25 protein-coding genes are annotated in these 24,809 nt (G+C 68.4%); 13 read left to right on the top strand and 12 right to left on the bottom strand.

Features of this window, described 5'->3' with window-relative positions; translation table 11 throughout:
• Positions 1 to 3: 3 nt before the first annotated feature.
• From WS87_RS16840 to WS87_RS16865, 6 genes are all read right to left on the bottom strand, one after another.
• A complete protein-coding gene (locus WS87_RS16840; RefSeq protein WP_059691952.1) occupies positions 4 to 1,014 on the bottom strand; it encodes an ABC transporter permease subunit in 1,011 nt (336 codons plus the stop codon).
• A gap of 118 nt (positions 1,015 to 1,132) precedes the next feature.
• On the bottom strand, positions 1,133 to 2,761 hold the full coding sequence (locus tag WS87_RS16845) for an ABC transporter substrate-binding protein (protein WP_059819922.1): 1,629 nt from the start codon (positions 2,759 to 2,761) through the stop codon (positions 1,133 to 1,135).
• Between the two features lie 312 nt (positions 2,762 to 3,073).
• Complete coding sequence (locus WS87_RS16850; protein WP_059703177.1) at positions 3,074 to 4,381, bottom strand: MFS transporter; 1,308 nt, start codon at positions 4,379 to 4,381, stop codon at positions 3,074 to 3,076.
• 188 nt (positions 4,382 to 4,569) lie between these two features.
• Positions 4,570 to 4,881, bottom strand: coding sequence for a high-potential iron-sulfur protein (locus WS87_RS16855; RefSeq protein ID WP_059535040.1), 312 nt, complete (start codon positions 4,879 to 4,881; stop codon positions 4,570 to 4,572).
• 149 nt (positions 4,882 to 5,030) lie between these two features.
• Positions 5,031 to 6,140 carry an NAD(P)/FAD-dependent oxidoreductase gene (locus WS87_RS16860; RefSeq protein WP_059691950.1) on the bottom strand — a complete coding sequence of 370 codons (1,110 nt, stop codon included), beginning with the start codon at positions 6,138 to 6,140 and terminating at the stop codon, positions 5,031 to 5,033.
• A gap of 148 nt (positions 6,141 to 6,288) precedes the next feature.
• Entirely contained in the window at positions 6,289 to 7,269 is a 981-nt protein-coding gene (locus tag WS87_RS16865; RefSeq protein ID WP_057924566.1) for an AAA family ATPase, read from the bottom strand.
• Between the two features lie 227 nt (positions 7,270 to 7,496).
• On the opposite strand from WS87_RS16865, the gene WS87_RS16870 reads away from it, so the two are divergent.
• The 8 genes from WS87_RS16870 (at position 7,497) to WS87_RS16905 (ending at position 15,526) form a co-directional block, all read left to right on the top strand.
• Positions 7,497 to 8,216, top strand: a complete 720-nt coding sequence (locus tag WS87_RS16870) for a nitroreductase (RefSeq protein WP_059819923.1) — start codon at positions 7,497 to 7,499, stop codon at positions 8,214 to 8,216.
• A 146-nt stretch (positions 8,217 to 8,362) separates the two neighbouring features.
• Positions 8,363 to 8,851, top strand: coding sequence for a hypothetical protein (locus WS87_RS16875; RefSeq protein ID WP_059819924.1), 489 nt, complete (start codon positions 8,363 to 8,365; stop codon positions 8,849 to 8,851).
• A 5-nt stretch (positions 8,852 to 8,856) separates the two neighbouring features.
• Positions 8,857 to 9,672 (top strand): endonuclease/exonuclease/phosphatase family protein, encoded by an 816-nt coding sequence (locus WS87_RS16880; protein WP_059819925.1) that lies wholly within the window; start codon positions 8,857 to 8,859, stop codon positions 9,670 to 9,672.
• A 274-nt stretch (positions 9,673 to 9,946) separates the two neighbouring features.
• Positions 9,947 to 10,717 (top strand): ferredoxin--NADP reductase, encoded by a 771-nt coding sequence (locus WS87_RS16885; protein WP_059535031.1) that lies wholly within the window; start codon positions 9,947 to 9,949, stop codon positions 10,715 to 10,717.
• 415 nt (positions 10,718 to 11,132) lie between these two features.
• Positions 11,133 to 11,948: a quorum system sensor histidine kinase RqpS gene (gene rqpS, locus WS87_RS16890; RefSeq protein ID WP_059819926.1), complete on the top strand. Its 816-nt coding sequence runs from the start codon at positions 11,133 to 11,135 to the stop codon at positions 11,946 to 11,948.
• 7 nt (positions 11,949 to 11,955) lie between these two features.
• Positions 11,956 to 12,612, top strand: coding sequence for a response regulator transcription factor RqpR (gene rqpR / locus WS87_RS16895; protein WP_059468587.1), 657 nt, complete (start codon positions 11,956 to 11,958; stop codon positions 12,610 to 12,612).
• Between the two features lie 198 nt (positions 12,613 to 12,810).
• The gene (locus WS87_RS16900; RefSeq protein WP_059819927.1) at positions 12,811 to 14,217 is read left to right on the top strand and encodes an amino acid permease; all 1,407 of its coding nucleotides are present in this window, start codon (positions 12,811 to 12,813) and stop codon (positions 14,215 to 14,217) included.
• A gap of 283 nt (positions 14,218 to 14,500) precedes the next feature.
• Positions 14,501 to 15,526 carry an XdhC family protein gene (locus tag WS87_RS16905; protein ID WP_059607548.1) on the top strand — a complete coding sequence of 342 codons (1,026 nt, stop codon included), beginning with the start codon at positions 14,501 to 14,503 and terminating at the stop codon, positions 15,524 to 15,526.
• 82 nt (positions 15,527 to 15,608) lie between these two features.
• Here WS87_RS16905 and WS87_RS16910 read toward each other — a convergent pair whose 3' ends face one another.
• Positions 15,609 to 16,343, bottom strand: a complete 735-nt coding sequence (locus WS87_RS16910) for a PepSY-associated TM helix domain-containing protein (protein ID WP_059819928.1) — start codon at positions 16,341 to 16,343, stop codon at positions 15,609 to 15,611.
• 76 nt (positions 16,344 to 16,419) lie between these two features.
• Here WS87_RS16910 and WS87_RS33660 point away from each other — a divergent pair, with 76 nt between their 5' ends.
• Positions 16,420 to 16,620: a hypothetical protein gene (locus WS87_RS33660; RefSeq protein ID WP_159085690.1), complete on the top strand. Its 201-nt coding sequence runs from the start codon at positions 16,420 to 16,422 to the stop codon at positions 16,618 to 16,620.
• Here the strand turns inward: WS87_RS33660 and WS87_RS16915 are convergent.
• The 5 genes from WS87_RS16915 to fliE all read right to left on the bottom strand — a co-directional run bounded on the left by WS87_RS16915 (position 16,600) and on the right by fliE (position 19,595).
• Positions 16,600 to 16,920: an EscU/YscU/HrcU family type III secretion system export apparatus switch protein gene (locus WS87_RS16915; protein WP_059535017.1), complete on the bottom strand. Its 321-nt coding sequence runs from the start codon at positions 16,918 to 16,920 to the stop codon at positions 16,600 to 16,602. The genes WS87_RS33660 and WS87_RS16915 overlap by 21 nt on opposite strands.
• Positions 16,917 to 18,236 carry a flagellar hook-length control protein FliK gene (gene fliK, locus WS87_RS16920; protein ID WP_059819929.1) on the bottom strand — a complete coding sequence of 440 codons (1,320 nt, stop codon included), beginning with the start codon at positions 18,234 to 18,236 and terminating at the stop codon, positions 16,917 to 16,919. Before fliK ends, WS87_RS16915 begins: the two co-directional genes overlap by 4 nt.
• Positions 18,237 to 18,311: 75 nt before the next feature.
• The gene (locus WS87_RS16925; RefSeq protein ID WP_059819930.1) at positions 18,312 to 18,644 is read right to left on the bottom strand and encodes a flagellar protein FliT; all 333 of its coding nucleotides are present in this window, start codon (positions 18,642 to 18,644) and stop codon (positions 18,312 to 18,314) included.
• Positions 18,641 to 19,075, bottom strand: a complete 435-nt coding sequence (gene fliS / locus WS87_RS16930) for a flagellar export chaperone FliS (RefSeq protein WP_059819931.1) — start codon at positions 19,073 to 19,075, stop codon at positions 18,641 to 18,643. Before fliS ends, WS87_RS16925 begins: the two co-directional genes overlap by 4 nt.
• Before the next feature lie 175 nt (positions 19,076 to 19,250).
• Positions 19,251 to 19,595 carry a flagellar hook-basal body complex protein FliE gene (gene fliE / locus WS87_RS16935; RefSeq protein WP_059448462.1) on the bottom strand — a complete coding sequence of 115 codons (345 nt, stop codon included), beginning with the start codon at positions 19,593 to 19,595 and terminating at the stop codon, positions 19,251 to 19,253.
• 249 nt (positions 19,596 to 19,844) lie between these two features.
• On the opposite strand from fliE, the gene fliF reads away from it, so the two are divergent.
• The 4 genes from fliF to fliI are packed head-to-tail and all read left to right on the top strand — an operon-like array spanning position 19,845 to position 24,804.
• Entirely contained in the window at positions 19,845 to 21,608 is a 1,764-nt protein-coding gene (gene fliF / locus WS87_RS16940; RefSeq protein ID WP_059819932.1) for a flagellar basal-body MS-ring/collar protein FliF, read from the top strand.
• A complete protein-coding gene (gene fliG / locus WS87_RS16945) occupies positions 21,598 to 22,593 on the top strand; it encodes a flagellar motor switch protein FliG (RefSeq protein WP_059535009.1) in 996 nt (331 codons plus the stop codon). The genes fliF and fliG overlap by 11 nt, the downstream gene beginning before the upstream one ends.
• Positions 22,586 to 23,269 carry a flagellar assembly protein FliH gene (gene fliH, locus WS87_RS16950; RefSeq protein WP_059819933.1) on the top strand — a complete coding sequence of 228 codons (684 nt, stop codon included), beginning with the start codon at positions 22,586 to 22,588 and terminating at the stop codon, positions 23,267 to 23,269. The genes fliG and fliH overlap by 8 nt, the downstream gene beginning before the upstream one ends.
• Entirely contained in the window at positions 23,263 to 24,804 is a 1,542-nt protein-coding gene (fliI, locus tag WS87_RS16955; protein ID WP_059819934.1) for a flagellar protein export ATPase FliI, read from the top strand. The genes fliH and fliI overlap by 7 nt, the downstream gene beginning before the upstream one ends.
• The last annotated feature ends 5 nt before the right edge of the window (positions 24,805 to 24,809 follow it).

Here is a 24,809-nt window from a genome sequence, read left to right on the forward strand (position 1 = left end):
GAATTACCTCGTGTGGCGGATGCGCGGATTCAGCACGCCGTACAGCAGGTCGACGACCAGGTTCACGACGATCACGAGCGTCGCGATCAGCAGGATGCCGCCCTGGACGACCGGATAGTCGCGGCGGCCGATCGCATCGATCAGCCACTTGCCGACACCGGGCCACGAAAAGAGCGTCTCGGTCAGCACGGCGCCCGCGAGCAGCGTGCCGATCTGCAGGCCGATCACCGTGACGACGGGGATCAGCGCATTGCGCAGCGCATGCACGACGACCACGCGCGCAGGCGACAGCCCCTTGGCGCGGGCGGTGCGGATGTAGTCCTCGCGCAGCACTTCGAGCATCGACGAGCGCGTCATCCGCGCGATCACCGCGAGCGGGATCGTGCCGAGCACGATCGCGGGCAGGATCAGGTGGCTGACCGCCGACTTGAACGAACCTTCGTCCGGCGCGAGCAGCGCGTCGATCAGCATGAAGCCGGTCGGATGCGGGAAGTCGTATTCGACCGCGATGCGCCCGGACACGGGCGTCCAGCCGAGGTACGACGAAAACACCATGATGAGGATCAGCCCCCACCAGAAGATCGGCATCGAATAGCCGGTGAGCGCGGTGCCCATCACGCCATGATCGACGACCGAGCCGCGCCGCAGCGCGGCGATCACGCCGGCCGGCAGCCCGACGGCGAGCGCGAACACGAGCGCGCACAGCGACAGCTCGACGGTCGCCGGGAAGCGCGCGAAGAATTCGCCCGCGACGCTGGTGTTGGTGATGATCGACGTGCCGAGGTCGCCATGCAGCGCCCGGCCGATGTAGTGGACGTACTGCAGGGGCAGCGGCTGGTCGAGCCCGAGGCGTTTCATTGCCTCCGCATGCATCGCGGGATCGACGCCGCGCTCGCCCATCATCACTTCGATGGGGTCGCCCGGTATCAGGTGAATCAGCGCAAACGCCAGGATGGTGATGCCGATGAAGGTCGGGATCACCATCCCCACGCGGCGCAACACGAATGTGAACATGATGCGTCTCGTATTTTCTTGTGGGAAATGTGCGACCGGCGACGAGGGGCTTTTGGCCCCTCGCCGCCGGATGATTTCAAGCCGGTCTTCTCAATGACGACAGCTTAGGCCAGGTCGGTTACTTCACGCTGACACCGTCGAAACGCGCATAGCCGAGCGGCTCGATGCGCATGTCGACCACGTTCTTGCGCACCGGCTGGTAGACCGTCGAGTTCGCGATCGGCGAGAACGGCAGTTGCTGCGCGAAGATCTGCTGGGCCTGCATGTAGATCTTCGTGCGCGCGTCCTGGCCGGTCGTCGTGCGCCCCTTCTGGATCAGCTCGTCGAACGGCTTGTAGCACCAGTGCGAGAAGTTGTTGCCCTTGATCGCCTCGCAGCCGAGCAGCGTGCCGAGCCAGTTGTCGGGGTCGCCGTTGTCGCCCGTCCAGCCGATCAGCATCGTGTCCTGCTCGCCCGTGTGTGCGCGCTTGATGTACTCACCCCACTCGTACGTGACGATCTTCGCCTTCACGCCGATCTTCGCCCAGTCGGCCTGGATCATCTCGGCCATCAGGCGGGCGTTCGGGTTGTACGCGCGCTGCACCGGCATCGCCCACAGCGTGATGTCGAAACCGTTCGGATAGCCGGCCTTCGCGAGCAGCGCCTTCGCCTTCGCGGTGTCGTTCGGCGCCATCTTCAGGTTCTTGTCGTACGACCATTGGGTCGGCGGCATCGGTGCGCTGGCGGCCTGGCCCGCGCCCTGATAGACGGATTCGAGGATCGCCTTCTTGTTGATCGCCATGTCGAGCGCCTGACGCACTTCGAGCTTGTCGACCGGCTTGTGCTCGACGTTGTACGCGAGGTAGCCGAGGTTGAAGCCCGGCTGCGACGGCATGTCGATGCCCGAGTCGGCCTTCAGCGTCGCGATGTCGGCCGGACGCGGATAGCTCATCACCTGGCATTCGTTGCGCTTGATCTTCTGCACGCGCACGCCCGGGTCGGGCGTGATCGAGAAGATCAGCTTCGACAGCTTCACAGCGCCGTTCTTCCAGTAATCAGGATTCCCGTCGAAACGGATCGTCGCGTCCTTCGTGTAGCTGCGGAAGATGAACGGGCCCGTGCCGACCGGCTTCTGGTTGATGTCGGCGGCCTTGCCTGCCTTCATCAGCTGATCGCCGTATTCGGCCGACAGGATCGACGCGAATTCCATCGCCATGTTCTGGATGAACGGCGCGTTCGGCTCGGCCAACGTGAACTTTACGGTGTACGGATCGACCTTCTCGACCTTCGTGATCAGCTTGTCGAGGCCCATGTCGGTGAAGTACGGGAACGACACCGGGTAGGCCTTGCGGAACGCCTGGTTCGGATCGAGCATGCGCTCGAACGAGAACACGACGTCGTCCGCGTTGAATTCACGCGTCGGCTTGAAGAAGTCGGTCGTGTGGAACTTCACGCCATGGCGCAGGTGGAACGTGTACACCTTGCCGTCGGACGAGACGTCCCACTTCTCGGCGAGGCCCGGCTCGACCTTGGTGCCGCCGCGCTCGAATTCGACGAGGCGGTTGTAGACGGTGAACGTGGCGGCGGTGAAATCGACGCCAGTCGTGAATTGCGCGGAATCGAAACCCGCCGGGCTGCCTTCTGAGCAGTAGACGAGCGTTTTGTTCGGGATCTGTGCGAATGCAGAACCCGCGACGCCGAGCGATGCCGCTGCCACGCCTGCAATGGCGGTAACACGCAGGGTGTGCAACAGACGGTTGTATTCCATGTTTCCTCCAGGTCTCCAGATCGGAACCGGTCCCCCCTGGGGCCGGGTACGCGGATATTACTTGAGCTAGCGATTTTGCAACAAGCTGGAGAAAAAACTCTTCTAGACGCATTTACGCGGGTTTTTGCGGATGTCTCGCGCACGCAAAAAGTGCGTCTGCGCGCGCGAGCGACGAATTCGTTCATCCCGCGCGTGTTTCCTTCGACAACTAAACAATTCGTCCGCGGGCGCGAACGATCACCGCGCCGATTTCGGGGCCAGGGCCCGCATTGTTGCGGATTTCGAAATGATGGTCGCGCTGCAATGCGGCCGTCAGGCCGGGGCGTCGAGATCCGCGCTGCGCGCGGGCACGAACGCGACCGCGACGATCGACAGCGCGAGCCCCGCCATCACGTAATAGGTCGGCGCGAGCGGCGTGCCCGTCACCTTGATCAGCCACGTGACGATGAACTGCCCGAAACCGCCGAACAGCATCACCGCGACGTTGTACGCGATCGACAGCCCCGTCGAGCGCACGTTGGCCGGGAACAGCTCGGCGATCATCGCGCCGAACGGCCCGTAGTAGCCGGCGAGCGTCACCGACAGCACGGCCTGCACCGCGATCAGCCGCCCGATGCTCGGCGCCGCGTCGAGCCACGCGAACAACGGATACATCAACGCGAGCGTCAGGACGAGCGACCACAGCGACAGCCCCTTGCGGCCGATGCGGTCCGACCACGCGCCCGCGACCGGCGACAGCACCATCAACAGCAGGTTGCCGACGATCACCGCATAGAACGATTCCGCATACGGCAGCTTCAGCTGCTTCACCGCGAAGGTCGGCAGATAGCTGATCAGCACGTAGATCGTCACCGTCAGCGCGATCACCGAGCCGAGCCCGCACAGCACCTCGCGCGGATGGCGCGTGAACACTTCGCCGAGCGTCGCGCGGCGGGCGCTTTGCTGCGCGTGCAGGAATGCTTCGGAATCCGCGAGATGACGGCGGATGTAGAACCCGATCGGGCCGATCATGAGCCCGAGGATGAACGGCACGCGCCAGCCCCAGCTGCGCAGCGCGTCGTGCGACAGCCCGCGCGTGACGGCCGCGCCGACGAGCGCGCCGATCAGCAGCGCGGCCGCCTGGCTCGCCATCTGCCAGCTGCCGTAGAAACCGCGTTTCGAGAACGGCGCGGCTTCGATCAGGAGCGCGGTCGCGCTGCCGAATTCGCCGCCCGCCGAGAAACCCTGCAGCAGGCGGCCGAGCACGATCAGGATCGGGCCGCCGATGCCGATCGCCGCATAGGGCGGTGCGATCGCGAGCAGGAAGATGCCGGCCGTCATCAGCAGGATCACGAGCGACAACGCGGCCTTGCGGCCCGCGCGGTCGGCGTACAGGCCGAACACGATGCCGCCGATCGGACGCATGAAGAACGCGACGCCGAACGTCGCGGTGGTCAGCAGCAGCGACGAGTATTCGCTGGTCGTCGGAAAGAACAGTTCGGCGATCACGACGGTCATGAAGCCGAACACCGTGAAGTCGTACCACTCGAGCGCGTTGCCGATCACGGCCGCCGCGACGGCCCGCCGGTTCAGTGCACGCTCGGGCCGGACCGTTTTCGTTGAATTCGCAATCGTCGCCATGCGTGCCTCGTCCTCGTGAATTCGCCATCGGGTGGCGCGGCGCACGGGGGGCCGCGGCGCGCTGGTTTGCAGCGAGTGTAGAAAGCGACGGAACCGTTTTCAAGCATAAAAAACGCCCGCCATCGTCCGATGGCGGGCGTTTTGCGGTTTTCGCCACATTGCGGCATCGCACGATGCCGCCGCGGACGTCAGCCCATCTTCGTGAATGCGCTGCACCAGCCCTTCGCCGATACCTGCTTGCCGGGGAATGCGCCGCACGGACCCGAGGCCGAGCCCTTCTTGCCCTGATACAGCATGCAGGCCGCGCAATCCTGGCCTGCTGCGTATTTCGGATACTTCGTCTTGTCGACCTTCGTGGCATCGGCCTTGTAGCCGAGCGCCACCGCGGCCGGATCCGTTTCCGACAGCATCGGCGCGTCGGCCAGCGCTTCGCGCGACAGCGCCAGCGCGGACACGGCACCAATGCTCGTAATCAGGAAACTCCGACGGGATGTTTTCATGGGGGACTCGCTCCAACGTTATCGGTTTGAAAGCCGTTCTGGCGACGGCCGTTCGACAGAATAACGCTCAAGCGAATGAATGTGCGCGCCGAAATGCCGGAAATAAGGGATTTCACACGGCCGGCCCGCACGAATGCGGGCCGCGTGCGTCACGCATGTGACGTCATGTCGCCGACGCGCTGCGCGAGCGCGAGCGACGCGGTCAGCCCCGGCGACTCGATGCCGAACAGGTTCACGAGCCCGCGCACGCCGTGCTGCGCCGCGCCCTGCACGATGAAGTCGGCCGGCGGCTCGCCGGGCCCCGCGAGCTTCGGCCGGATCCCCGCGTAGGCCGGCTGCAGTGCGTCGTCGGGTAGCCCCGGCCAGTATGTACGGATCGACGCGTAGAACGCCGGTGCGCGCGCGGGATCGACCTCGTAGCGCAATGCATCGACCCACTCGACGTCCGGGCCGAAACGCGCCTGTCCGGCCAGGTCGAGCGTCAGGTGCACGCCGAGCCCCGCGCGGTCGGGCATCGGATAGACGAGGTGCGAGAACGGCGCGCGCCCGGACAGGCTGAAGTAGTTGCCGCGCGCGAGATAGAGCGGCGGCACCCAGCGCGGATCGAGCCCGCGCGTGCGGCGCGCGAGCGCCTGCGCGCCGAGGCCCGCGCTGTTGATCACGCACGCGGCCTCGATTTCGGTCGGCGCGTCGCCGCCGGTACGCACCACGAAGCGGCCGCCGCGCAGCACGTCGATCGACTCGACCGGGGATTTCAGCGCGCACATCGCGCCGTCGCGCTCGGCGTCGCCGAGCAGCGCGAGCATCAACTGGTGACTGTCGACGATACCGGTGCTCGGCGAGAACAGTGCCTCCGCGCATTCGAGCGCGGGCTCGAGCGTCTGCGCCTCGGCACGCGTGAGCGGCATCAGGTCGAGCACGCCGTTTTCCGCCGCGCGCGCGGCGATCGCCTTCAACTGCTTCACCTGCGCGGCGCTCGTCGCGACGAGCAGCTTGCCGACGCGCCGGTGCGGCACGTGACGGGTCTCGCAGAACTCGTACAACAGGTCGCGCCCGTGCACGCACGACATCGCCTTCAGCGAACCGCGCGGGTAGTAAAGCCCCGCGTGAATCACCTCGCTGTTGCGCGAGCTGGTGCCCGTGCCGATCGCGTCGGCCGCCTCGAGCACGACGGTTTCGCGCCCGCGCGCGGCCAGTTCCCGCGCAATCGCAAGACCGACGACACCCGCGCCGATCACCACACAATCCATCTGCTCCATGACGTTTCGCGTCGCTTGCGCATCAAGGGGAGAGAAGAGAATTGTACGTCCCGGTTCGCATGCTTGCCGGACGCATCCGTATCGGCCTGCAAGCGTCGCGCGGCGAGGCCCGGCGCGTACAGGTCGCGGCGAAGCGCGCGCCGCCGGCTCAGAATCCGATTGGCCGGCGCTTCGCCGCGCCCTCGTCGGCGCGGATGTCGGACGGTGCGATCACGTCGCGGCCGTCGAGCCGCGCGGCGCCGAACGCATGCAGCAGCGCACGGCGCATCGTGCGCGGCGGCGTCGCGGCCAGCACGTCGAGTGCGTCGTCGTCGAGCGTGTCGGGGAAGCGCCGCCCCCACGCGTGCGACGTGCGGATCTCGTCGTAGATCGTCTGCGCGATCCGGCGCGCGCCGGCCGCGTCCGGCGGCGCGATCTCGTACACGTTCATCCGGTTCAGCAGCGGCTCCGGAATCGCCTGCGCATCGTTCGCGGTCGCGACCCAGATCACGTTGCCCGCATCGATCGGCACTTCGGCGAATTCGTCGACGAACGCGCGCGCGGTATCGTGTTCGAGCAACGCGTACAGCGCGCCGAGCGGGTCGTATTGCGCGTCGCTGCCGGCCTTGTCGATCTCGTCGACCGCGATCACCGGGTTCGCATAGCTGCCGTTGACGAGCGCATCGAACACCTTGCCGGGCTTCGCGTTCTTCCATTGCGACGACGCGCCCGACAGGATCCAGCCGGCCGTCAGCGAGCTCATCGGCACGTAGTGATACGCGGTGCCGAGCAGCTGCGCGAGCGCCTTCGCGAAATGCGTCTTGCCGATACCGGGCGGCCCGAGCAGCAGGATCGGCATGAGTTCGAGCCGGTCGTCCGTCTCGAGGCACAGCGCGACCTGCTTGCGCACGTCGTCGAGCGGCTCGGTGAAATTGGGCAGCGCGTCGCCGAGTTCGTCGAACGACGGCATCCGGTTCGGCTTCACGCAAAAGCGCAGATTGCCGGTCTTGAGCATGCGCTCGTAGGTGGCGCGCAGTGCGTCGCTCGCGCTCTCGTTCAGGTCGTTCAACGCGGTCTCGACCTGCTCGAGGTCGTACACCGTGCTGAAGGACGCCACCGCCAGTTCCTGTTTCACCATCGCCGTCGTCATACCAACCTCGCTACCGCTACCGTCACACGACCATCAGACCCTTACGATTTCAGTGTAGCGATCCCGCATCGGCGTGCAAGCAAGCAGCCGTCCCGGTCTGCTGCTAACACTGCGCGCGCGCTGCAGCGCAGCGCCGCGCGGCGTATGATCGAACGTTCACCGGCCGCCGCGCCGGCCTCGCCACGGCGCCCACGCGGCGCCGTGCGCTTCGTCTCGAAGGGTTGCCGATGTCCATCCCCGCTGCCGTCCCGCGCGTCGACACCGATGCGATTCACGCCGTCGACGCCGCGCTCAAGTCGCGCCGCGCGATTCGCGCGTTCCTGCCGACGCCCGTGCCGCGCGACACGCTCGAGGCGATCCTCGAAGCCGCGAGCCGCGCGCCGTCGGGCACCAACATCCAGCCGTGGCGCGTGTACGTCGCGACCGGCGCGACCCGCGACGCACTCGCCGCGGCCCTCACCACCGCGTACGACGATCCGGCGCGCGACGAGAAATACGTCGCCGAGTACGACTACTATCCGCGCGAATGGGTGTCGCCGTATATCGACCGGCGCCGCAAGGTCGGCTGGGACCTGTACGGTCTGTTGAACATCGGCCGCGACGAAAAGGCCCGCATGCACGCGCAGCACGCGCGCAACTTCCGCTTCTTCGATGCGCCGGTCGCGCTGTTCTTCACGCTCGACCGCGTGATGACGCACGGTGCATGGCTCGACTGCGGCATGTTCCTGCAGGGCGTGATGACGGCCGCGCGCGCACGGGGCCTCGACACCTGCCCGCAGGCCGCGTTCGTGCCGTTCCACCGGATCGTCGCCGAGCATCTCGGCATGCCGGCCAACGAGCAGCTCGTCTGCGGGATGTCGCTCGGCCATGCCGACCCGGACGCGATCGAGAACCGCCTCGTCACCGAGCGCGCGAGCGTCGCCGAGTTCGCGCGCTTTTTTGCTTGAAAACGCGTGACGCGTACCTACCTTTTGATCAGGACCGGATCGTGCTGCGAACCTGCGGCGATGCGTCCTGTCACACCACCGTCCAAATCGATCGGGCGTAAGATGTGCGTCCGTTCCCCGCTACCCCGCGTTTCCGGAGAAGTTTCATGCTGAAACACGGCCTGGCCGTCCTGCTCGCGAGCGCCGCGCTCGCGGCCCATGCGCAGAGCCCCGCACCAGCCGTCGTCGCGTGGGAGATCCAGGTGGTGCGCGACGGTCAGACGATCGACACGTTCCAGCAACGCACCACCGTGGGTCAATCCCGTACCGACACCCATCGCTATCCGTCCGCCGTGCCCGTCGGCTGCGGCAATGCCGCGCGCGTCGTGCCGACCGAGCGCTCGCGCTCGGTGACGGTCGCGCCGCTCACCGTCGACGACGCCGCGCACACGGTATCGCTCGCGCTCGACGTGCAGGAAACCCTCGACGACGAAAACGCGACGCGCAGCGATCCGTGCCTGCCCGCGTCGCCGCGGCAGATCGTCGCGAGCCATCCGGGGCTGTCGGTCGGCGGCGATGCATGGACCGACTGGACGCTCGTCGAGCAGCGCCCGCATCTCGTCTACCGCGTGCGCGCGCACGTCGCGAAGGACTGAGCGCCATGTCCGCCGACGCCCTGTCCTTGCCGTTCGCCGAATCGCACGCCGCGCCCGACGAAATCACCGCGGTCAGCTGGAACCTGCACAAGGGCCGCTCGCCGCTCGGCTTCACCGCATGGAACGCGATGCGCAACTGGATGCAGTCGACGCACGCCGACGTGTATTTCCTGCAGGAGGCGATGGCGCGCCGCATGCCGCGCCCGATGCTCGCCCCCGGCTTCGGCGCGCCGATGGACGACGCGGTCGACGACGTGTGGCACTGCCAGGCCACCGAGATCGCGCAGGCGCTCGACTGGCAGATCGCGCTCGGACCGAACGTGTTCAAGCCGTCGTGGCGGCACGGCAACGCGATCCTGTCGCCGCATCCGCTCGACCTCGGCGGCCGCTGGGACATCTCCGCGCACCGCTTCGAGCGCCGCGGACTGCTGGTCGCGCGCGCGACGCTCGCGGGCGCACGGCCCGTCACGCTGCTGTGCGCGCACCTCGCGCTCACGCGCGCGGCGCGGCTGCGCCAGATGCACTGGATCGCGCACTGGATCGTGCGCAACGCGGGCGACGACCCGCTCGTGCTCGCCGGCGACTTCAACGACTGGCGCAACGATTCGGTCGCGCTGTTCGGCGAGATCGGGCTGTCCGAGGTCGCCACGCTGCTCGGCCAGTCGGGCCGCACGTTCCCCGCGTTCTCCCCCGCGCTCGCGCTCGACAAGATGTTCGTGCGCGGGCTGACGCCGCTCGAATGGCAGGCGCCGTCCGGCGAAACCGCGTGGCTGTCGGATCACCTGCCGTATATCGCGCGGCTGCGCCTCGATCCGCAGTGACGCGGTAGCGCGGCGCGCTGTGCGTGAAGCTCGCGGCCGAACACTGAAAGCCGGTTGCAAGATTTCGTTGCGCCAAATCCGCGCGGCCGCGCGGGTCAAGCCCGCATCTGCCCCAAGCAGGGTAAAATAACGAGTTCCTCAATCGTCTGTCATCGAGAAGGCGCGTGTCCGACGCGCCGGCCGGCCGATCCGCGATCGGGCCGACGCACTCGGTTTTTTTGCCCGTTTTTGGGCCCGTTACACGCGTCCGCTACGCGCGTCCGTTTTCAAAGCCATGAGCAAATACGACACCGCCACCGTCCAATCCGTCCATCACTGGACCGACACGCTTTTCAGCTTCACCTGCACCCGTGAGCCGAGCCTGCGCTTCAACAACGGCGAATTCACGATGGTCGGCCTCGAGGTCGACGGCAAGCCGCTCGCGCGTGCCTACTCGATCGTCAGCCCGAACTACGAAGAGCACCTCGAATTCTTCAGCATCAAGGTCCAGAACGGCCCGCTGACGTCGCGCCTGCAGCACCTGAAGGTGGGCGACTCGGTGCTGATCGGCAAGAAGCCGACCGGCACGCTCGTCGCCGACAACCTGCTGCCCGGCAAGACGCTGTGGATGCTGTCGACCGGCACGGGCCTCGCACCGTTCATGTCGATCATCCGCGACCCGGACATCTACGAACGCTTCGACAAGGTCATCCTGACGCACACCTGCCGCCTGAAGGGCGAGCTGGCGTACATGGACTACATCAAGCACGACCTGCCGGGCCACGAGTACCTCGGCGACATCATCAAGGAAAAGCTCGTCTACTACCCGACGGTCACGCGCGAGGCGTTCGACAACGAGGGCCGGATCACCGACCTGATCGCGACCGGCAAGCTGTTCACGGACCTCGGCGTGCCGGCGTTCTCGCCGGAAAACGACCGCGTGATGCTGTGCGGCAGCACCGCGATGCTGAAGGACACGACGGACCTGCTGAAGCAAGCCGGCCTGGTCGAAGGCAAGAACAGCGCGCCGGGTCACTACGTGATCGAACGCGCATTCGTGGACTGATCGAACCCCGAATTTGTGCCACATCAAGAACCGGAGCAAAAGCTCCGGTTTTTTTTCGTCCCTACTTGGCGAATTCGTAACAAGCCACGATCATTTCATGTCAAATCGTTACATTTGGATACGGGCGATCCGTGTGCTTTCGCGTCAGTGTTTTTCCTACAACAGCTTCGCTCGGATTATTCACATTTACCCTTAAATGTCCGCCCAGCATGACGTTTTCCAAATTTTTGAGATATTATTCGCCCCGCGTGGTCGCCGATCGGGCGACCATTGGAGGGTCGGACTCAAACGTTACAAGATGTAACTTTTGTTACCTCGGCACGGGGCGATTCTCTGGCGGCGGCCGTCATCGAAACGGCAGCCGATCCACGCAGCCAGCCGGTGTCTGAACCGCTTTCTGACAGCAGGGAGAGTCATGGATACGTCGCTCAACGCGCCCACGGGCGCTCATGCCCCGTTCCCGTCGCAGCCGCTCGTGCACGGCTGCGACGCGGCCGCGCCCGTGGCCGAAGCCCTGCCCCAACGCGACACGTCCGCCGCACGGATCGCGGCGCTGTCCCTCCAGTTGATGGTTGCCGACGAGGCGGCCCGCCGCCATCTCGCCGGCGAGCTGCATGACGGACTCGGCGCCGAACTCACCGCCGCACGTTTCGCGCTCGCAAACGTTCAAACGTGGCTGCCGGCCAATGCGCCGGACGGCTGCCTGCGCGCGCTCGAGCTGGCGCAGCAGGCGCTCGACTCCGCCACCGACGCCAACCGCCGGCTGATCGACGAGCGCGACACGCCGGCACTCGACGGCGGCGTCGTCGGCGCCCTGTCGGCGTGGGTCGACAGCCACACGGCCCGCACCGGCCTGCGCACGAGCTTCGTCTGCGCGGCCGACGCACGGCTCACGCAACTCGGCGGCGCCGGTGCGCTCGCGATCTTCCGCGTCGCGCAGGAAGCGCTGTCGAACGTCGCGAAGCATGCGCGCGCGACGTCCGTCGACGTGCAGATCGACACCGACGACTCGCATATGTCCCTGATCGTCACCGACGATGGGACCGGTTTCGCGCGTAGCCGGCGCACCGGCTACGGCCTCGCCGGGATGCGCGCACGCTGCGAGGCGTTCGGCGGCAGCTTCGACGCGAGCGCACCGGAAGCGGGCCGCGGCACGCGCGTCACCGCGCGCTTCGCGTGGGACTCGCTGTTCGCGGTGCCGGCGGCCGCGCGCCGCGCGTCGCTTTCGTGAGGCCGTCATGAGCCTGAACATCCTGCTCGTCGACGATCACGCGATCGTCCGTCAAGGGATCCGCCACTTGCTGATCGACCGCGGCATCGCGCGTAACGTGACCGAGGCCGAGACCGGCAGCGATGCGGTGGCGGCCGTCGACCGCGAGGCCTTCGACGTGATCCTGCTCGACATCTCGTTGCCGGACACGAATGGCATCGAGGTGCTCAAGCGCATCAAGCGCAAGCTGCCGGGCGCGCCGGTGCTGATGTTCTCGATGTACCGCGAGGACCAGTACGCGGTGCGCGCGCTGAAGGCCGGCGCGGCCGGCTACCTGTCGAAGACGGTGAATGCCGCGCAGATGATCGGCGCGATCCAGCAGGTCGCGGCCGGCCGCAAGTACGTGAGCCCGGCGATGGCCGAGGCGCTCGCCGAATACGTGTCGTTCGAGAACGAACCGCTGCCGCACGAGAAGCTGTCCGACCGCGAATACCAGACGCTCTGCATGCTCGCATCGGGCAAGCGCCTCACCGACATCGCGAACACGCTGTCTCTGTCGGTGAAGACGGTCAGCGTGTACCGGTCGCGGCTGCTCGAGAAGATGCGGCTGTCGAACAATGCGGAACTGACGTTCTACGTGATGAGCAACCGGCTCGTCGACATGGCGCCCGCGTCGGGCGCCTGATTCTTCGTCCTCGCCGCACCCGGCCGGCTCCACGCCGGCCCCGGCGCGCCGCACGCCGCGCACAAGCACTTGTTTTATCGGACGATTCCCGGGCTCAGCGCTGCGCCGCAGCGGGTCTTCCACGCCAAATCGGCTAAAATTACGGGTTTTCACTCACTCGGCGCCGCCGCGCTCGCGCGCGCTGGAAACTCATCCGCAATGTCCTTCTTCCGCAAGAAAAACGTCGATCGCATGATCGCCGGCGCGCACGGCGCCGGGCTCAAGAAAGCGCTCGGCGCCATCGACCTCACCTTCCTCGGCATCGGCGCGATCATCGGCACCGGCATCTTCGTGCTGACCGGGACGGGCGCCGTGCAAGCCGGCCCCGCGCTGATGCTGTCGTTCGTGATCGCCGCGATCGCGTGCGGCCTCGCGGCGCTGTCGTACGCCGAATTCGCGTCGACGATTCCGGTCGCGGGCTCGATCTACACGTACTCGTACGCGACGCTCGGCGAGCTCGTCGCCTGGATCATCGGCTGGGACCTGATGCTCGAATACGGCCTCGCGGCGTCGGCCGTGTCGGTCGGCTGGTCGGGCTACCTGCAATCGCTGCTGCAGGGCTTCGGGCTCACGCTGCCGACCGTGCTGACGGCCGCGCCCGGCGCGATCCCGGGTGTCGTCACGTGGTTCAACCTGCCGGCGTTCCTCGTGATGCTGGTGATCACGACGCTGCTGTCGATCGGCATCCGCGAGTCGACCCGCATCAACAACGTCATGGTGTTCATCAAGGTGTCGGTCGTGCTGCTCGTGATCGCGGTCGGCATCTTCCACGTCACGCCCGCGAACTGGAAGCCGTTCATGCCGCACGGCTGGAACGGCGTGTTCGGCGCGGCGGCCGTGATGTTCTTCGCGTTCATCGGCTTCGACGCCGTATCGTCGGCGGCCGAGGAAGTGAAGAATCCGAAACGCGACCTGCCGATCGGCATCATCGCGTCGCTCGCGGTCTGCGCGGTGCTGTACGTGACGGTCGCGGCGGTCGCGACCGGCATCGTGCCGTCGGCGCAGTACGCGAACGTGTCGCATCCGATCTCGTATGCGCTGCAGATCGCCGGCGAGAAGTGGGTCGCGGGCTTCATCGATCTCGGCGCGGTGCTCGGCATGCTGACCGTGATCCTCGTGATGAGCTACGGCCAGACGCGGATCATCTTCGCGATGTCGCGCGACGGCCTGCTGCCGGCGGCGCTGTCGCGCGTGCATCCGCGCTATGCGACGCCGTTCCTGACGACCTGGCTCGTCGGCCTGTTCTTCGGGCTGATCGCCGCGCTCGTGCCGCTCAACGTGCTCGCCGAGCTGATCAACATCGGCACGCTCGCCGCGTTCTCGATGGTGTCGATCGCGGTGCTGGTGCTGCGCCGCACGCACCCGGAACTGCCGCGCGCGTTCCGCTGCCCGGGCGTGCCGGTGGTGCCGATCCTCGCGGTCGGCGCATGCCTGTTCCTGATGCTGAACCTGCAGCCCGTCACGTGGGCCGCGTTCGGCATCTGGCTCGTGATCGGCCTCGTGATCTACTTCCTGTATTCGCGGCATCACTCGAAGCTCGCGCACGGTCAGCACAACGCGCATTGACCGCCGTCGCTGCGCGCGCACGCCGCGCGCAGCGACACGACGCCACGCCGGGCCGTCACCGGCCCCGTGCGCGCCCCCTCCCCGCCCGAACCGGCCCGGCCATCGGCGCCGCCGCGCCCCGCACGCGCTCGATCGCTGCCCGATCGTCGCGATTTCTTGCCCGATCGTCCGGATTTGCCCACACGATTTGCACGCTGCCAGCGCGCGCGCGCCGAGCGGTTCATAATCCGGCCATCGAACGACGGCCCGGCCCGGCGGGCCGTCCGGCAACAGGAACAGGATGATGGAAAGCGTCGATCTCGATGTACTGAAATCCAGCGCGCGCTGGCTCGACGAAGGGCGCCGCGTGCTGCTCGTCACGGTCGTGAAGACGTGGGGCTCGTCGCCCCGCCCCGAAGGCGCGATGCTCGCGGTGCGCGAGGACGGCCTCGTGGTCGGCTCCGTGTCCGGCGGCTGCATCGAGGACGACCTGATCGCCCGCGTGCACGCAAGCGGGATCGCGGCCGATGCACGCCCGGAGGCCGTCAAGTACGGCGTGACGGCCGAGGAAGCGCACCGCTTCGGGCTGCCCTGCGGCGGCACGATCCAGCTCGTGCTGGAGCCGCTCACGCCCGACAGCGGGATCGCCGCGCTGTGCGCGGAAGTCGAGGCCGGCCGCCTCGTCACGCGCACGATGACGCTCGCGACCGGCCGCGCGTCGCTGTCGCCCGCGCAGGCGACCGACGGGCTCGCGTTCGACGGCGACCGGCTCGTGACGATCCACGGGCCGCGCTACCGGATGCTCGTGATCGGCGCGGGACAGTTGTCGCGCTATCTGTGCCAGATCGCGGTCGGGCTCGATTACCAGGTGACGGTCTGCGATCCGCGCGAGGAGTACACGGATGCGTGGGACGTGACGGGCACGCGCGTCGTGCACACGATGCCCGACGACACGGTGCTCGACATGAAGCTCGACGCGCGTTCGGCCGTGATCGCGCTCACGCACGACCCGAAGCTCGACGATCTCGCGCTGATGGAGGCGCTGAAGACGCCCGCGTTCTACGTGGGCGCGCTCGGCTCGCGACGCAACAACGCGGCCCGGCGCGAGCGGCTGCTCGAATTCGACCTGAGCGAGGCGGAACTGGCGCGGCTGCACGGGCCGGCCGGCATCTACATCGGCAGCCGCACGCCGCCTGAAATCGCGATCTCGATCCTCGCCGAGATCACGGCCGCGAAGAACAACGTGTCGCTGCCGACGATCCTGCAGGTCGAAGGCGCGAAGGCCGCCCGCGAGATCGCGGCAAACAGCGGCGCGACCTGCGGCCTCTGAGGCCGGTCGCCTCCGCGGCGCATGGCCGTGCCCGGAGGGCCATCATGCGCCGGCGGGAAACCGGCGCGCGTCGAGGGTGACGTCAGGCGAGACCCGCGGCGAGCGCCGCGGCGACGGAGCCGACCACCAATACGACGCCGACCGTGCGGCGCTTGTTCAGCTCCGTCCACAGCAGCACGCCCGTCAGCGACAACAGGATCAGCGAACCCGCGATCGTGTCCATCAGCAGCACCCAGCCGAGATTCATGCCGACGCCGCGATGCAGGTTGTTCAGCGTCGTCAGGAACGTATTGCCGGTGCGCTTCACCGATACGTAGCCGTTGCCGACCCAGTATTCGGCCTGGAGGTTCTGGTGCGGACCGAACAGGCCCATCTGCCAGTGCTCCGGCTGCATCACGCGCTTGTCGCCCCAGGCGACCGGCTGCGCGGGCTCCGTGCGCACGCGGCCCGGCCGGCCGTCGAAGCGCAGTTCGTGCTGCAGCCACTTCGTCATCGCGGCCGGCGACTTCGGCGCCGGGTCCGGCAATGCGATCTGCATCTGCTCGACCTGCGGCTCGCCGGTCGGGATCTTCAGCGGCGGCGCACGGTGGTTGAGCAGCACGCCCGTCACGCCGAACAGCAGCCCGAGCACCGCGCCCCAGAGCCCGACCCAGCCATGCACCTTGCGCAGCCATTTGATGAAGGTCGCGCGCCGCGAGCGCTGGCGGCGCGCCGCCAGTTCGGCGTCGCTCAGGGGCCGTGCGGCCGGATGCAGCACGGTGACGCCCGCGATGGGCCTGCCCGCCTGCGGCGGGGCGATCGTTTCGGGCGCGTTCACGCGAGAGTGTCCATTCGTTCAAAGCAACGGGCGGCGCACGGAAAACATGCGCCGCCCGGATAACATGAAAATGAGAATGGATATCATTACACAAATGGTGCGGCCGCTCAATCCGCCGGCGCACGCCGGGCCGACAAGACAATCCGGCGATAACCGACGAAGCGCGCAGATTGCACGTCGATTCAAGAGAAATGCCGGTGAAATGATCGCGAAAGTCCGGGACGGCATTTCGCAAGAAAAACGGCGCGGCGAACGCTCAGCGGCGCAGCGGCGGTAGCGGAAAATGCGGGGCGGCGTCGCCCGGCCCGGGCTCGGTTCGATCGAGCGCGTACAGCCATGCCAGCAAATCGGCGACTGCCTGGTAAAGCTGCGGCGGAATCCGGTCGTCGAGATCGACCTGCATCAGCAGCGACACCATCTCCGGCGCGGTATGCACGTACAGCCCGGCATCCCGCGCACGGGCGACGATCATCTCGGCGAGCAAGCCGTACCCCTTCGCGACCACGCGCGGCGCGGTATCGCCTCCCTTCGGATCGTAGACGAGCGCGGCCGCGCGCTTGCGGGACGTCATGCTCATCGCGGCACCTCGTCGTCGGCGCCCGGCGTACCGCCGGCCGCGCTGCGCGCATATGCGGCGGCGGCGGCCTGCGCGACGAGCGGGTCGAAGCCGTCCGGTTCGTCGCCGACCGCACGAATCGACAGTCCGCCGAGCTGCAGCCCCGATCCCTCGAACCGCTGCCGTAGCGCGGCCTCGTTCCGCGTGAGCCGGTCGGCGCCGGCCGAATTCGCACGCAGTCGCGCGACGAGCTGTGCGCCGTTCAGCACCAGCTCCGCGTCGACCGTGCCGAGCGACGGCAACGTGAGCGTCAGCCGCGTGCGCCATGCGATCCCGTCGCCTGCGTCGTCGCCGCCGCGCGACGCGTGGCCGCCCGGATCGTCGGGCTCGATCGTCCAGTCGAGCCGCGCGCCGGGCCATGCCTCACCTGCCCAGCGGAACTGATCGGTCGCGAGCGCATCGAGCTGCTGCCGGACGATCGGCACGGCGGCAGGATGCACGGGAGCCGGCGTCTGCGTCTGCGGATCGGCCGACGCGGCGGCCAGTTCGGCGCGCGCGGGCGTCCAGCGCGTGTCCGGGCGATCGCCGAGCGGGTCGGTCGTCGCGGCCGTGGCCGACGCCGCACCTTGCCGAGCGGCGGCAGCCGCGTTCTGTGCAAGCTCGCGCGGCACCGCACCGCCCGACGCGGGCGCGCCCGGCTGCGTAGCGGTTCGCGCCGCCGTCGGCAGCGGCAGGCGCTGCGCGAGCAGTTCGTCGAGCACGTCGGGCGCGTCGTGCTGCGCGGCGTCCGGGGCGGGCTGCACCGGCGCGGTCGTGAGCCGCGCCTGCGGTTCGCGCATCAGCGCGGCGAGCGGGCGCTGGCCGGCCAGCCACTGCGCGAGATGGGATTCGTAAAAGAGGCCGCTTTCGCTGACGGCCTGCGCGAGCGCCGCACGCAGCGCCGCGACGTCGGACGCAGGCGTTGCGGTGGAAGGCGCGGCGGCGGACGCAGCCGGACCGGCGGTCGGCTGCCCGTCCGGCGGCACGGCCGCCGCCGTGCTCAGCAACACGGCAGGATCGGCCAGCAGCGGCGTGCGCCCGGCGATCACGGGCGTCGCGACGCCGCCCGAGCGCGAAATCGCGTCGAGCACGAGCGCGACATCGGACAACGCGGTCTGCGCGGATGCCGGCGGCGGCGCCGGCGGGGCCCCGGCCGAAGACGGCGACGACGCGCCGGCGCCCGGCGTGCCGACCTGCGCGGTCGCGCCGCCGCCGGCGGGCGCGATCACGGGGCCGGTCAGCAGGCTGTCGAGGCGACTCGCCAGCAGGGCGGCCGCAACGGAGTCGATACCGGTCATGATCGGAGCCTGCTCACCTCAGCGACATCGTTGCGAAGCCGGGCATGCGGCAACCGCCGCCCCGGCAAACGGGCACTACCCGCGAGCGCGGTAGAGATCGGTCAATACCTGGGTCGAGCGCCGCGCCTCGAACAGCGCGGACAGCCGTGCGACGTCCGGGCTCGCGAGGTCGCGGATGGCGGCGTCGTCGGCGAGGATGCGGCGAATCAGCTCGAGCTTGCGGCCGAGGTCCGCCTGGTCGAGCGTGACGCCCGGATGGGCCTCCTTCAGCCCGTCGACGAGACGCAGGAATTCGGCCTGCAACTCCGGCAGCGCGCTCCACTGCGCGCCGCGCGCCGCGGACAGCATGCGGCCCGACACGGCCGCAAGCGCCTCGTAGCGAGCGAAGTATTCGGCCTTGAGATTCATCGTGCCGCGCCCGCCGCCTGTTGCGCGGCCATGCGCGCGACTTCCGGAGCGATGCCCGTCCACGCTTCCTCGAGCGTCGCGAGCAACCCGTCGACCTCGACCAGCATCGCGTCGCTGGCATGCATGTTGGCTTCCAGCAGGCGCCGGCCGATATACGTATACAGCGCGTCGAGGCGCCCGGCGATCTGGCCGCCCGCGTCGCGGTTCAGCGACGCCTGCAGGCCGCTCTCGACGATCCCGATCGCCTTGCCGATCGCTTCGCCGCGTGCGGGCACGTTGCCCTGCTGCAGGTGCATGCGCGCGAGCGCGATGGCCTGGCGCGCGCCCTGGTACAGCATCGCGATCAGCCGGTGCGGGGAGGCGCCCATCACCCCCGTCTCGACGCCGACACGCGCGTACGCATTGGCTCCAGCGTGTCCTGGGGAAAACATGCGCTTCTCCTTGTGATGCGTTGGCTATGCGGTAGCCGCCGCCGTGCAATGCATGACGCGGCCTTGTTCCAGAGTTATCGGAAGGGAATTGAAAAGCTTTAGGCGCACGGCCCGTCGCCGGTCGGCCGCCCGCGGATGCCCGTCGGCGGCTGGCCGTCCCCGGTTGCCGGTCGCGTCACACGGACATCTGCATGATGTCGTTGTACGCGCTCACGAGCTTGTTGCGGACCTGAAGCCCGAACTGGAAACCGATGTTGGCCTTCTGCATGTCGACCATCACGTCGTTCAGCGACACGTTCGCCGCGCCGACCTCGAACGCCTGCGCCTCGCCGAGCGCGTGCTTCTGGTCGCCGCTGATCTTGTCGAGCGACGCCTTCATCGCGCTCGCGAACGTGCCGGCCGTCGCCGCGCCCGAACCGGCGAGCGCCGCCGTCGGGCTCGCGACGCCGCCGCTCGCCTGCGCGGCCATCGCCTGCATCTGTTGCAACACCGAACCGATTCCGCTGACGTTGGCAGCCATGCTGTCCCCAGACATATGAGAGAAGAGACCCGGAGCACCGGGCGGTCCGGCGGCGCCGCACGATGCGCACCATGCCGGATCGCGAAAAAGGATAGCAGCGCGGCGCGCGCCAAAGCCGCGAAAGTACGGGGGAAACCCCGCTCTTTTCGGTCGATCGGAGTCGGGCCCTGGTCCCGATAATCGCATCGTGTCATTGTCCGTCCGCTCGTCCGAGCGGCTCAGTCGTCCCGCTCCGGAGAAATTCCACGCATGGATTCGCAGGCCAACTCGCTGATCAACCCCGACGCCCGCACGGGCCTCGCCAGCCCGGTGCCAGGCGCCACCGCGGCCGCCGCGTTGCCGGGAGCAGGCGGCGCCGGCGCGGACTTCGGGTTCGGCGGCTTCGCGGAACGCATCCCCGGCATCACGCGGATGAAGGGCAACCCGAAACTGCCGTTCGTGATCGCCGTTGCGCTCGCCATCGCCGCGATCACCGCGCTCGTGCTGTGGAGCCGCACGCCCGACTATCGCGTGCTGTACAGCAACCTGTCGGACCGCGACGGCGGCGCGATCATTACCGCGCTCCAGCAGGCAAACGTTCCCTACAAGTTCGCCGACGCCGGCGGCGCGATCCTCGTGCCGTCGAACCAGGTGCACGAAACGCGCCTGAAGCTCGCCGCGATGGGCCTGCCCAAGGGCGGCTCGGTCGGCTTCGAGCTGATGGACAACCAGAAATTCGGCATCAGCCAGTTCGCCGAGCAGGTGAACTACCAGCGCGCGCTCGAAGGCGAGCTGCAACGCACGATCGAGTCGATCAACGCCGTGAAGACGGCGCGCGTGCATCTCGCGATCCCGAAGCCGTCGGTGTTCGTGCGCGACAAGGAAGCGCCGAGCGCGTCGGTATTCGTCGATCTCTACCCGGGCCGCGTGCTCGACGAGGGCCAGGTGCAGGCGATCACGCGGATGGTGTCGTCCGGCGTGCCCGACATGCCGGCCAAGAATGTCACGATCGTCGACCAGGACGGCAACCTGCTGACCCAGACCGCATCGGCCACTGGCCTCGACGCGAGCCAGCTCAAGTACGTGCAGCAGGTCGAGCACAACACGCAGAAGCGCATCGACGCGATCCTCGCGCCGATCTTCGGCACCGGCAACGCGCGCTCGCAAGTCAGCGCGGACATCGATTTCTCGAAGCTCGAGCAGACCTCGGAAAGCTACGGCCCGAACGGCTCGCCGCAGCAGACCGCGATCCGCAGCCAGCAGACCAGCAGCGCGACCGAACTCGCGCAGGGCGGCGCATCGGGCGTGCCGGGCGCGCTGTCGAACACGCCGCCGCAGCCGGCCTCCGCGCCGATCGTCGCCGGCAACGGCCAGAACGGGCCGCAGTCGACGCCCGTCAGCGACCGCAAGGACCAGACGACCAACTACGAGCTCGACAAGACGATCCGCCACGTCGAGCAGCCGATGGGCAACGTGAAGCGGCTGTCGGTGGCCGTCGTCGTCAACTACCAGCCGGTCGCCGACGCGAAGGGCCACGTGACGATGCAGCCGCTGCCGCCCGCGAAGCTCGCGCAGATCGAGCAGCTCGTGAAGGACGCGATGGGCTACGACGAGAAGCGCGGCGACTCGGTGAACGTCGTGAACAGCGCGTTCTCGACCGTCAACGATCCGTACGCCGACCTGCCGTGGTGGCGCCAGCCGGACATGATCGCGATGGCGAAGGAAGCCGCGAAGTGGCTCGGCATCGCGGCGGCCGCGGCGGCGCTCTATTTCATGTTCGTGCGCCCGGCGATGCGCCGCGCGTTCCCGCCGCCCGAGCCGGCCGCGCCGGCCCTCGCGGCGCCGGAGGATCCGGTCGCGCTCGACGGCCTGCCCGCGCTGGAACAGCCGGACGAGCCCGATCCGCTGCTGCTCGGCTTCGAGAACGAAAAGAACCGCTACGAACGCAACCTCGACTACGCGCGCACGATCGCCCGCCAGGATCCGAAGATCGTCGCCACCGTCGTGAAGAACTGGGTGTCCGATGAACGCTGAAGGCCTGACCAAGAGCGCGCTGCTGCTGATGTCGATCGGCGAGGAAGAGGCCGCTGAAGTATTCAAGTTCCTCGCGCCGCGCGAGGTGCAGAAGATCGGCGCCGCGATGGCCGCGCTGAAGAACGTCACGCGCGAGCAGGTCGAGGACGTGCTGCACGAATTCGCGAAGGAAGCCGAGCAGCACACCGCGCTGTCGCTCGATTCGAGCGAGTACATCCGCTCGGTGCTGACCAAGGCGCTCGGCGAGGACAAGGCCGGCGTGCTGATCGACCGGATCCTGCAGGGCAGCGACACGAGCGGCATCGAGGGCCTGAAGTGGATGGACTCGGCCGCCGTCGCGGAACTGATCAAGAACGAGCATCCGCAAATCATCGCGACGATCCTCGTGCACCTCGATCGCGACCAGGCGTCCGAGATCGCGTCGTGCTTCACCGAGCGCCTGCGCAACGACGTGCTGCTGCGGATCGCGACGCTCGACGGCATCCAGCCGGCCGCGCTGCGCGAGCTCGACGACGTGCTGACGGGCCTGCTGTCCGGCAGCGACAACCTGAAGCGCAGCCCGATGGGCGGCATCCGCACCGCGGCCGAGATCCTGAACTTCATGACGAGCAATCATGAGGAAGGCGTGCTCGAAAGCGTGCGCCAGTACGACGCCGACCTCGCGCAGAAGATCGTCGACCAGATGTTCGTGTTCGAGAACCTGCTCGACCTCGAGGATCGCGCGATCCAGATGGTGCTGAAGGAAGTCGAGTCGGAAACGCTGATCATCGCGCTGAAGGGCGCGCCGCCCGCGCTGCGCCAGAAATTCCTCGCGAACATGTCGCAACGCGCGGCCGAACTGCTCGCCGAGGATCTCGACGCGCGCGGCCCGGTGCGCGTGTCCGAAGTCGAGACGCAGCAGCGCCGCATCCTGCAGATCGTGCGCAACCTCGCCGAAAGCGGTCAGATCGTGATCGGCGGCAAGGCGGAAGACGCCTATGTCTGATTCCGCGCGCGACCGCGCCGGCACCCTCACCGCGTACCAGCGGTGGGAGATGGCGTCGTTCGATCCGCCGCCGCCCCCGCCGCCGCCCGACGACGCGGCTGCGGCCGCCGCCGCGCTCGCCGAGGAATTGCAGCGCGTGCGCGACGCCGCACATGCCGAAGGCCACGCGGCCGGTCACGTCGAAGGCCAGGCACTGGGTTATCAGGCCGGTTTCGAGCAGGGCCGCGAGCAGGGTTTCGAGGCCGGCCAGGCCGAAGCCCGCGAACAGGCCGCGCAGCTCGCGGCGCTCGCCGCGTCGTTCCGCGAAGCCGTGTCGAGCGCCGAGCACGACCTCGCGTCCGACCTCGCGCAACTCGCGCTCGACATCGCGCAGCAGGTCGTGCGCCAGCACGTGAAGCACGATCCCGCCGCGCTCGTCGCGGCCGTGCGCGACGTGCTCGCCGCCGAGCCGGCGTTGTCCGGCGCGCCGCATCTCGCGGTGAACCCGGCCGACCTGCCCGTCGTCGAGGCTTATCTGCAGGACGATCTCGATACGCTGGGCTGGAACGTGCGCACCGACGCGTCGATCGAGCGCGGCGGCTGCCGCGCGCACGCCGCGACGGGCGAAGTCGACGCGACGCTGCCCACCCGCTGGCAGCGCGTCGCCGCCGCGATCGGCAAGGTGAGCGCATGGTGACGCCCACGCCCGAATCGATCCTGTACGACGGAATGACGCCGCTCGAGCGCGAACTCGCGCTCGCGTCGTTCGGCCCCGAGCATACGCACGGCACCGCGCACGGCGCGCCGGCGCACGCAACGGACGCCGCGGCCGACACGCCGCGCGCGCCGCACAATCCGCATCTCGCGCACTGGCGCACGCACCTGAACGGCCTCGCGACCCGCAGCCACCGCGCGCTGCCGCTGCGGCCGTGCGGGCGCCTCACGCGCGCCGCGGGCCTCGTGCTCGAGGCAATCGGCCTGCGCCTGTCGGTCGGTGCCGAATGCACGATCGAATTGCCGCCCGGCAGCACGCTGCCGCATGCGGAAGCGGAAGTCGTCGGGTTCGCCGGCGATCGCCTGTTCCTGATGCCGACCACCGACGTCGCGGGCGTCTTGCCCGGCGCGCGCGTGTGGCCGCGGGAGGCCGCGCCCGTCGCCGATCCGCTCGCGGGCGCGAAACGGCTGCCGGTCGGCTGGGAAATGCTCGGGCGCGTCGTCGACGCGTCGGGCCGCCCGCTCGACGGCCTCGGCCCGCTCGCGTCGAAGGTCGACGCGCCGCTGTCGGCGCCGTCGATCAACCCGCTCGATCGCGAGCCGATCCACCACGTGCTCGATGTCGGCGTGCGCGCGATCAACGCGCTGCTCACCGTCGGCCGCGGGCAGCGGATGGGCCTGTTCGCGGGCTCGGGCGTCGGCAAGTCGGTGCTGCTCGGCACGATGGCGCGCTACACCAGCGCAGAAGTGATCGTGATCGGACTGATCGGCGAACGCGGCCGCGAAGTGAAGGAATTCATCGAACAGATCCTCGGCGAGGACGGCCTCGCGCGCTCCGTCGTCGTCGCGGCGCCGGCCGACGTGTCGCCGCTGCTGCGGATGCAGGGTGCCGCGTACGCAACGTCGCTCGCCGAGTATTTCCGCGATCAGGGCAAGCACGTGCTGCTGCTGATGGATTCGCTGACGCGCTACGCGATGGCGCAGCGCGAGATCGCGCTCGCGATCGGCGAGCCGCCCGCGACCAAGGGCTATCCGCCGTCGGTGTTCGCGAAGCTGCCCGCGCTCGTCGAGCGCACCGGCAACGGGCCCGAAGGCGGCGGCTCGATCACCGCGTTCTACACGGTGCTGACCGAAGGCGACGACCAGCAGGACCCGATCGCCGATTCGGCGCGCGCGATCCTCGACGGCCACATCGTGCTGTCGCGCGCGCTCGCCGAAGCCGGCCACTATCCGGCGATCGACATCGAGGCGTCGATCAGCCGCGCGATGACCGCGCTGATCGACGAAACGCATCTCGACCGCGTGCGGCAGTTCAAGCAGATGCTGTCGCGCTACCAGCGCAATCGCGACCTGATCGCGGTCGGCGCCTATGCGCCCGGCCGCGACGCGCAGCTCGACCGCGCGATTGCGCTCTACCCGCGCATCGAATCGTTCCTGCAGCAGGGCTTTCGCGAATGCGCGCCGTTCGCGTCGAGCCTCGGCGCGCTCGATGCGCTGTTCGACGTACACGGAGGCTGACCCCG

The organism is Burkholderia sp. MSMB0856, assembly GCF_001524645.2.
GTDB classification, from domain to species: Bacteria; Pseudomonadota; Gammaproteobacteria; order Burkholderiales; family Burkholderiaceae; genus Burkholderia; species Burkholderia diffusa.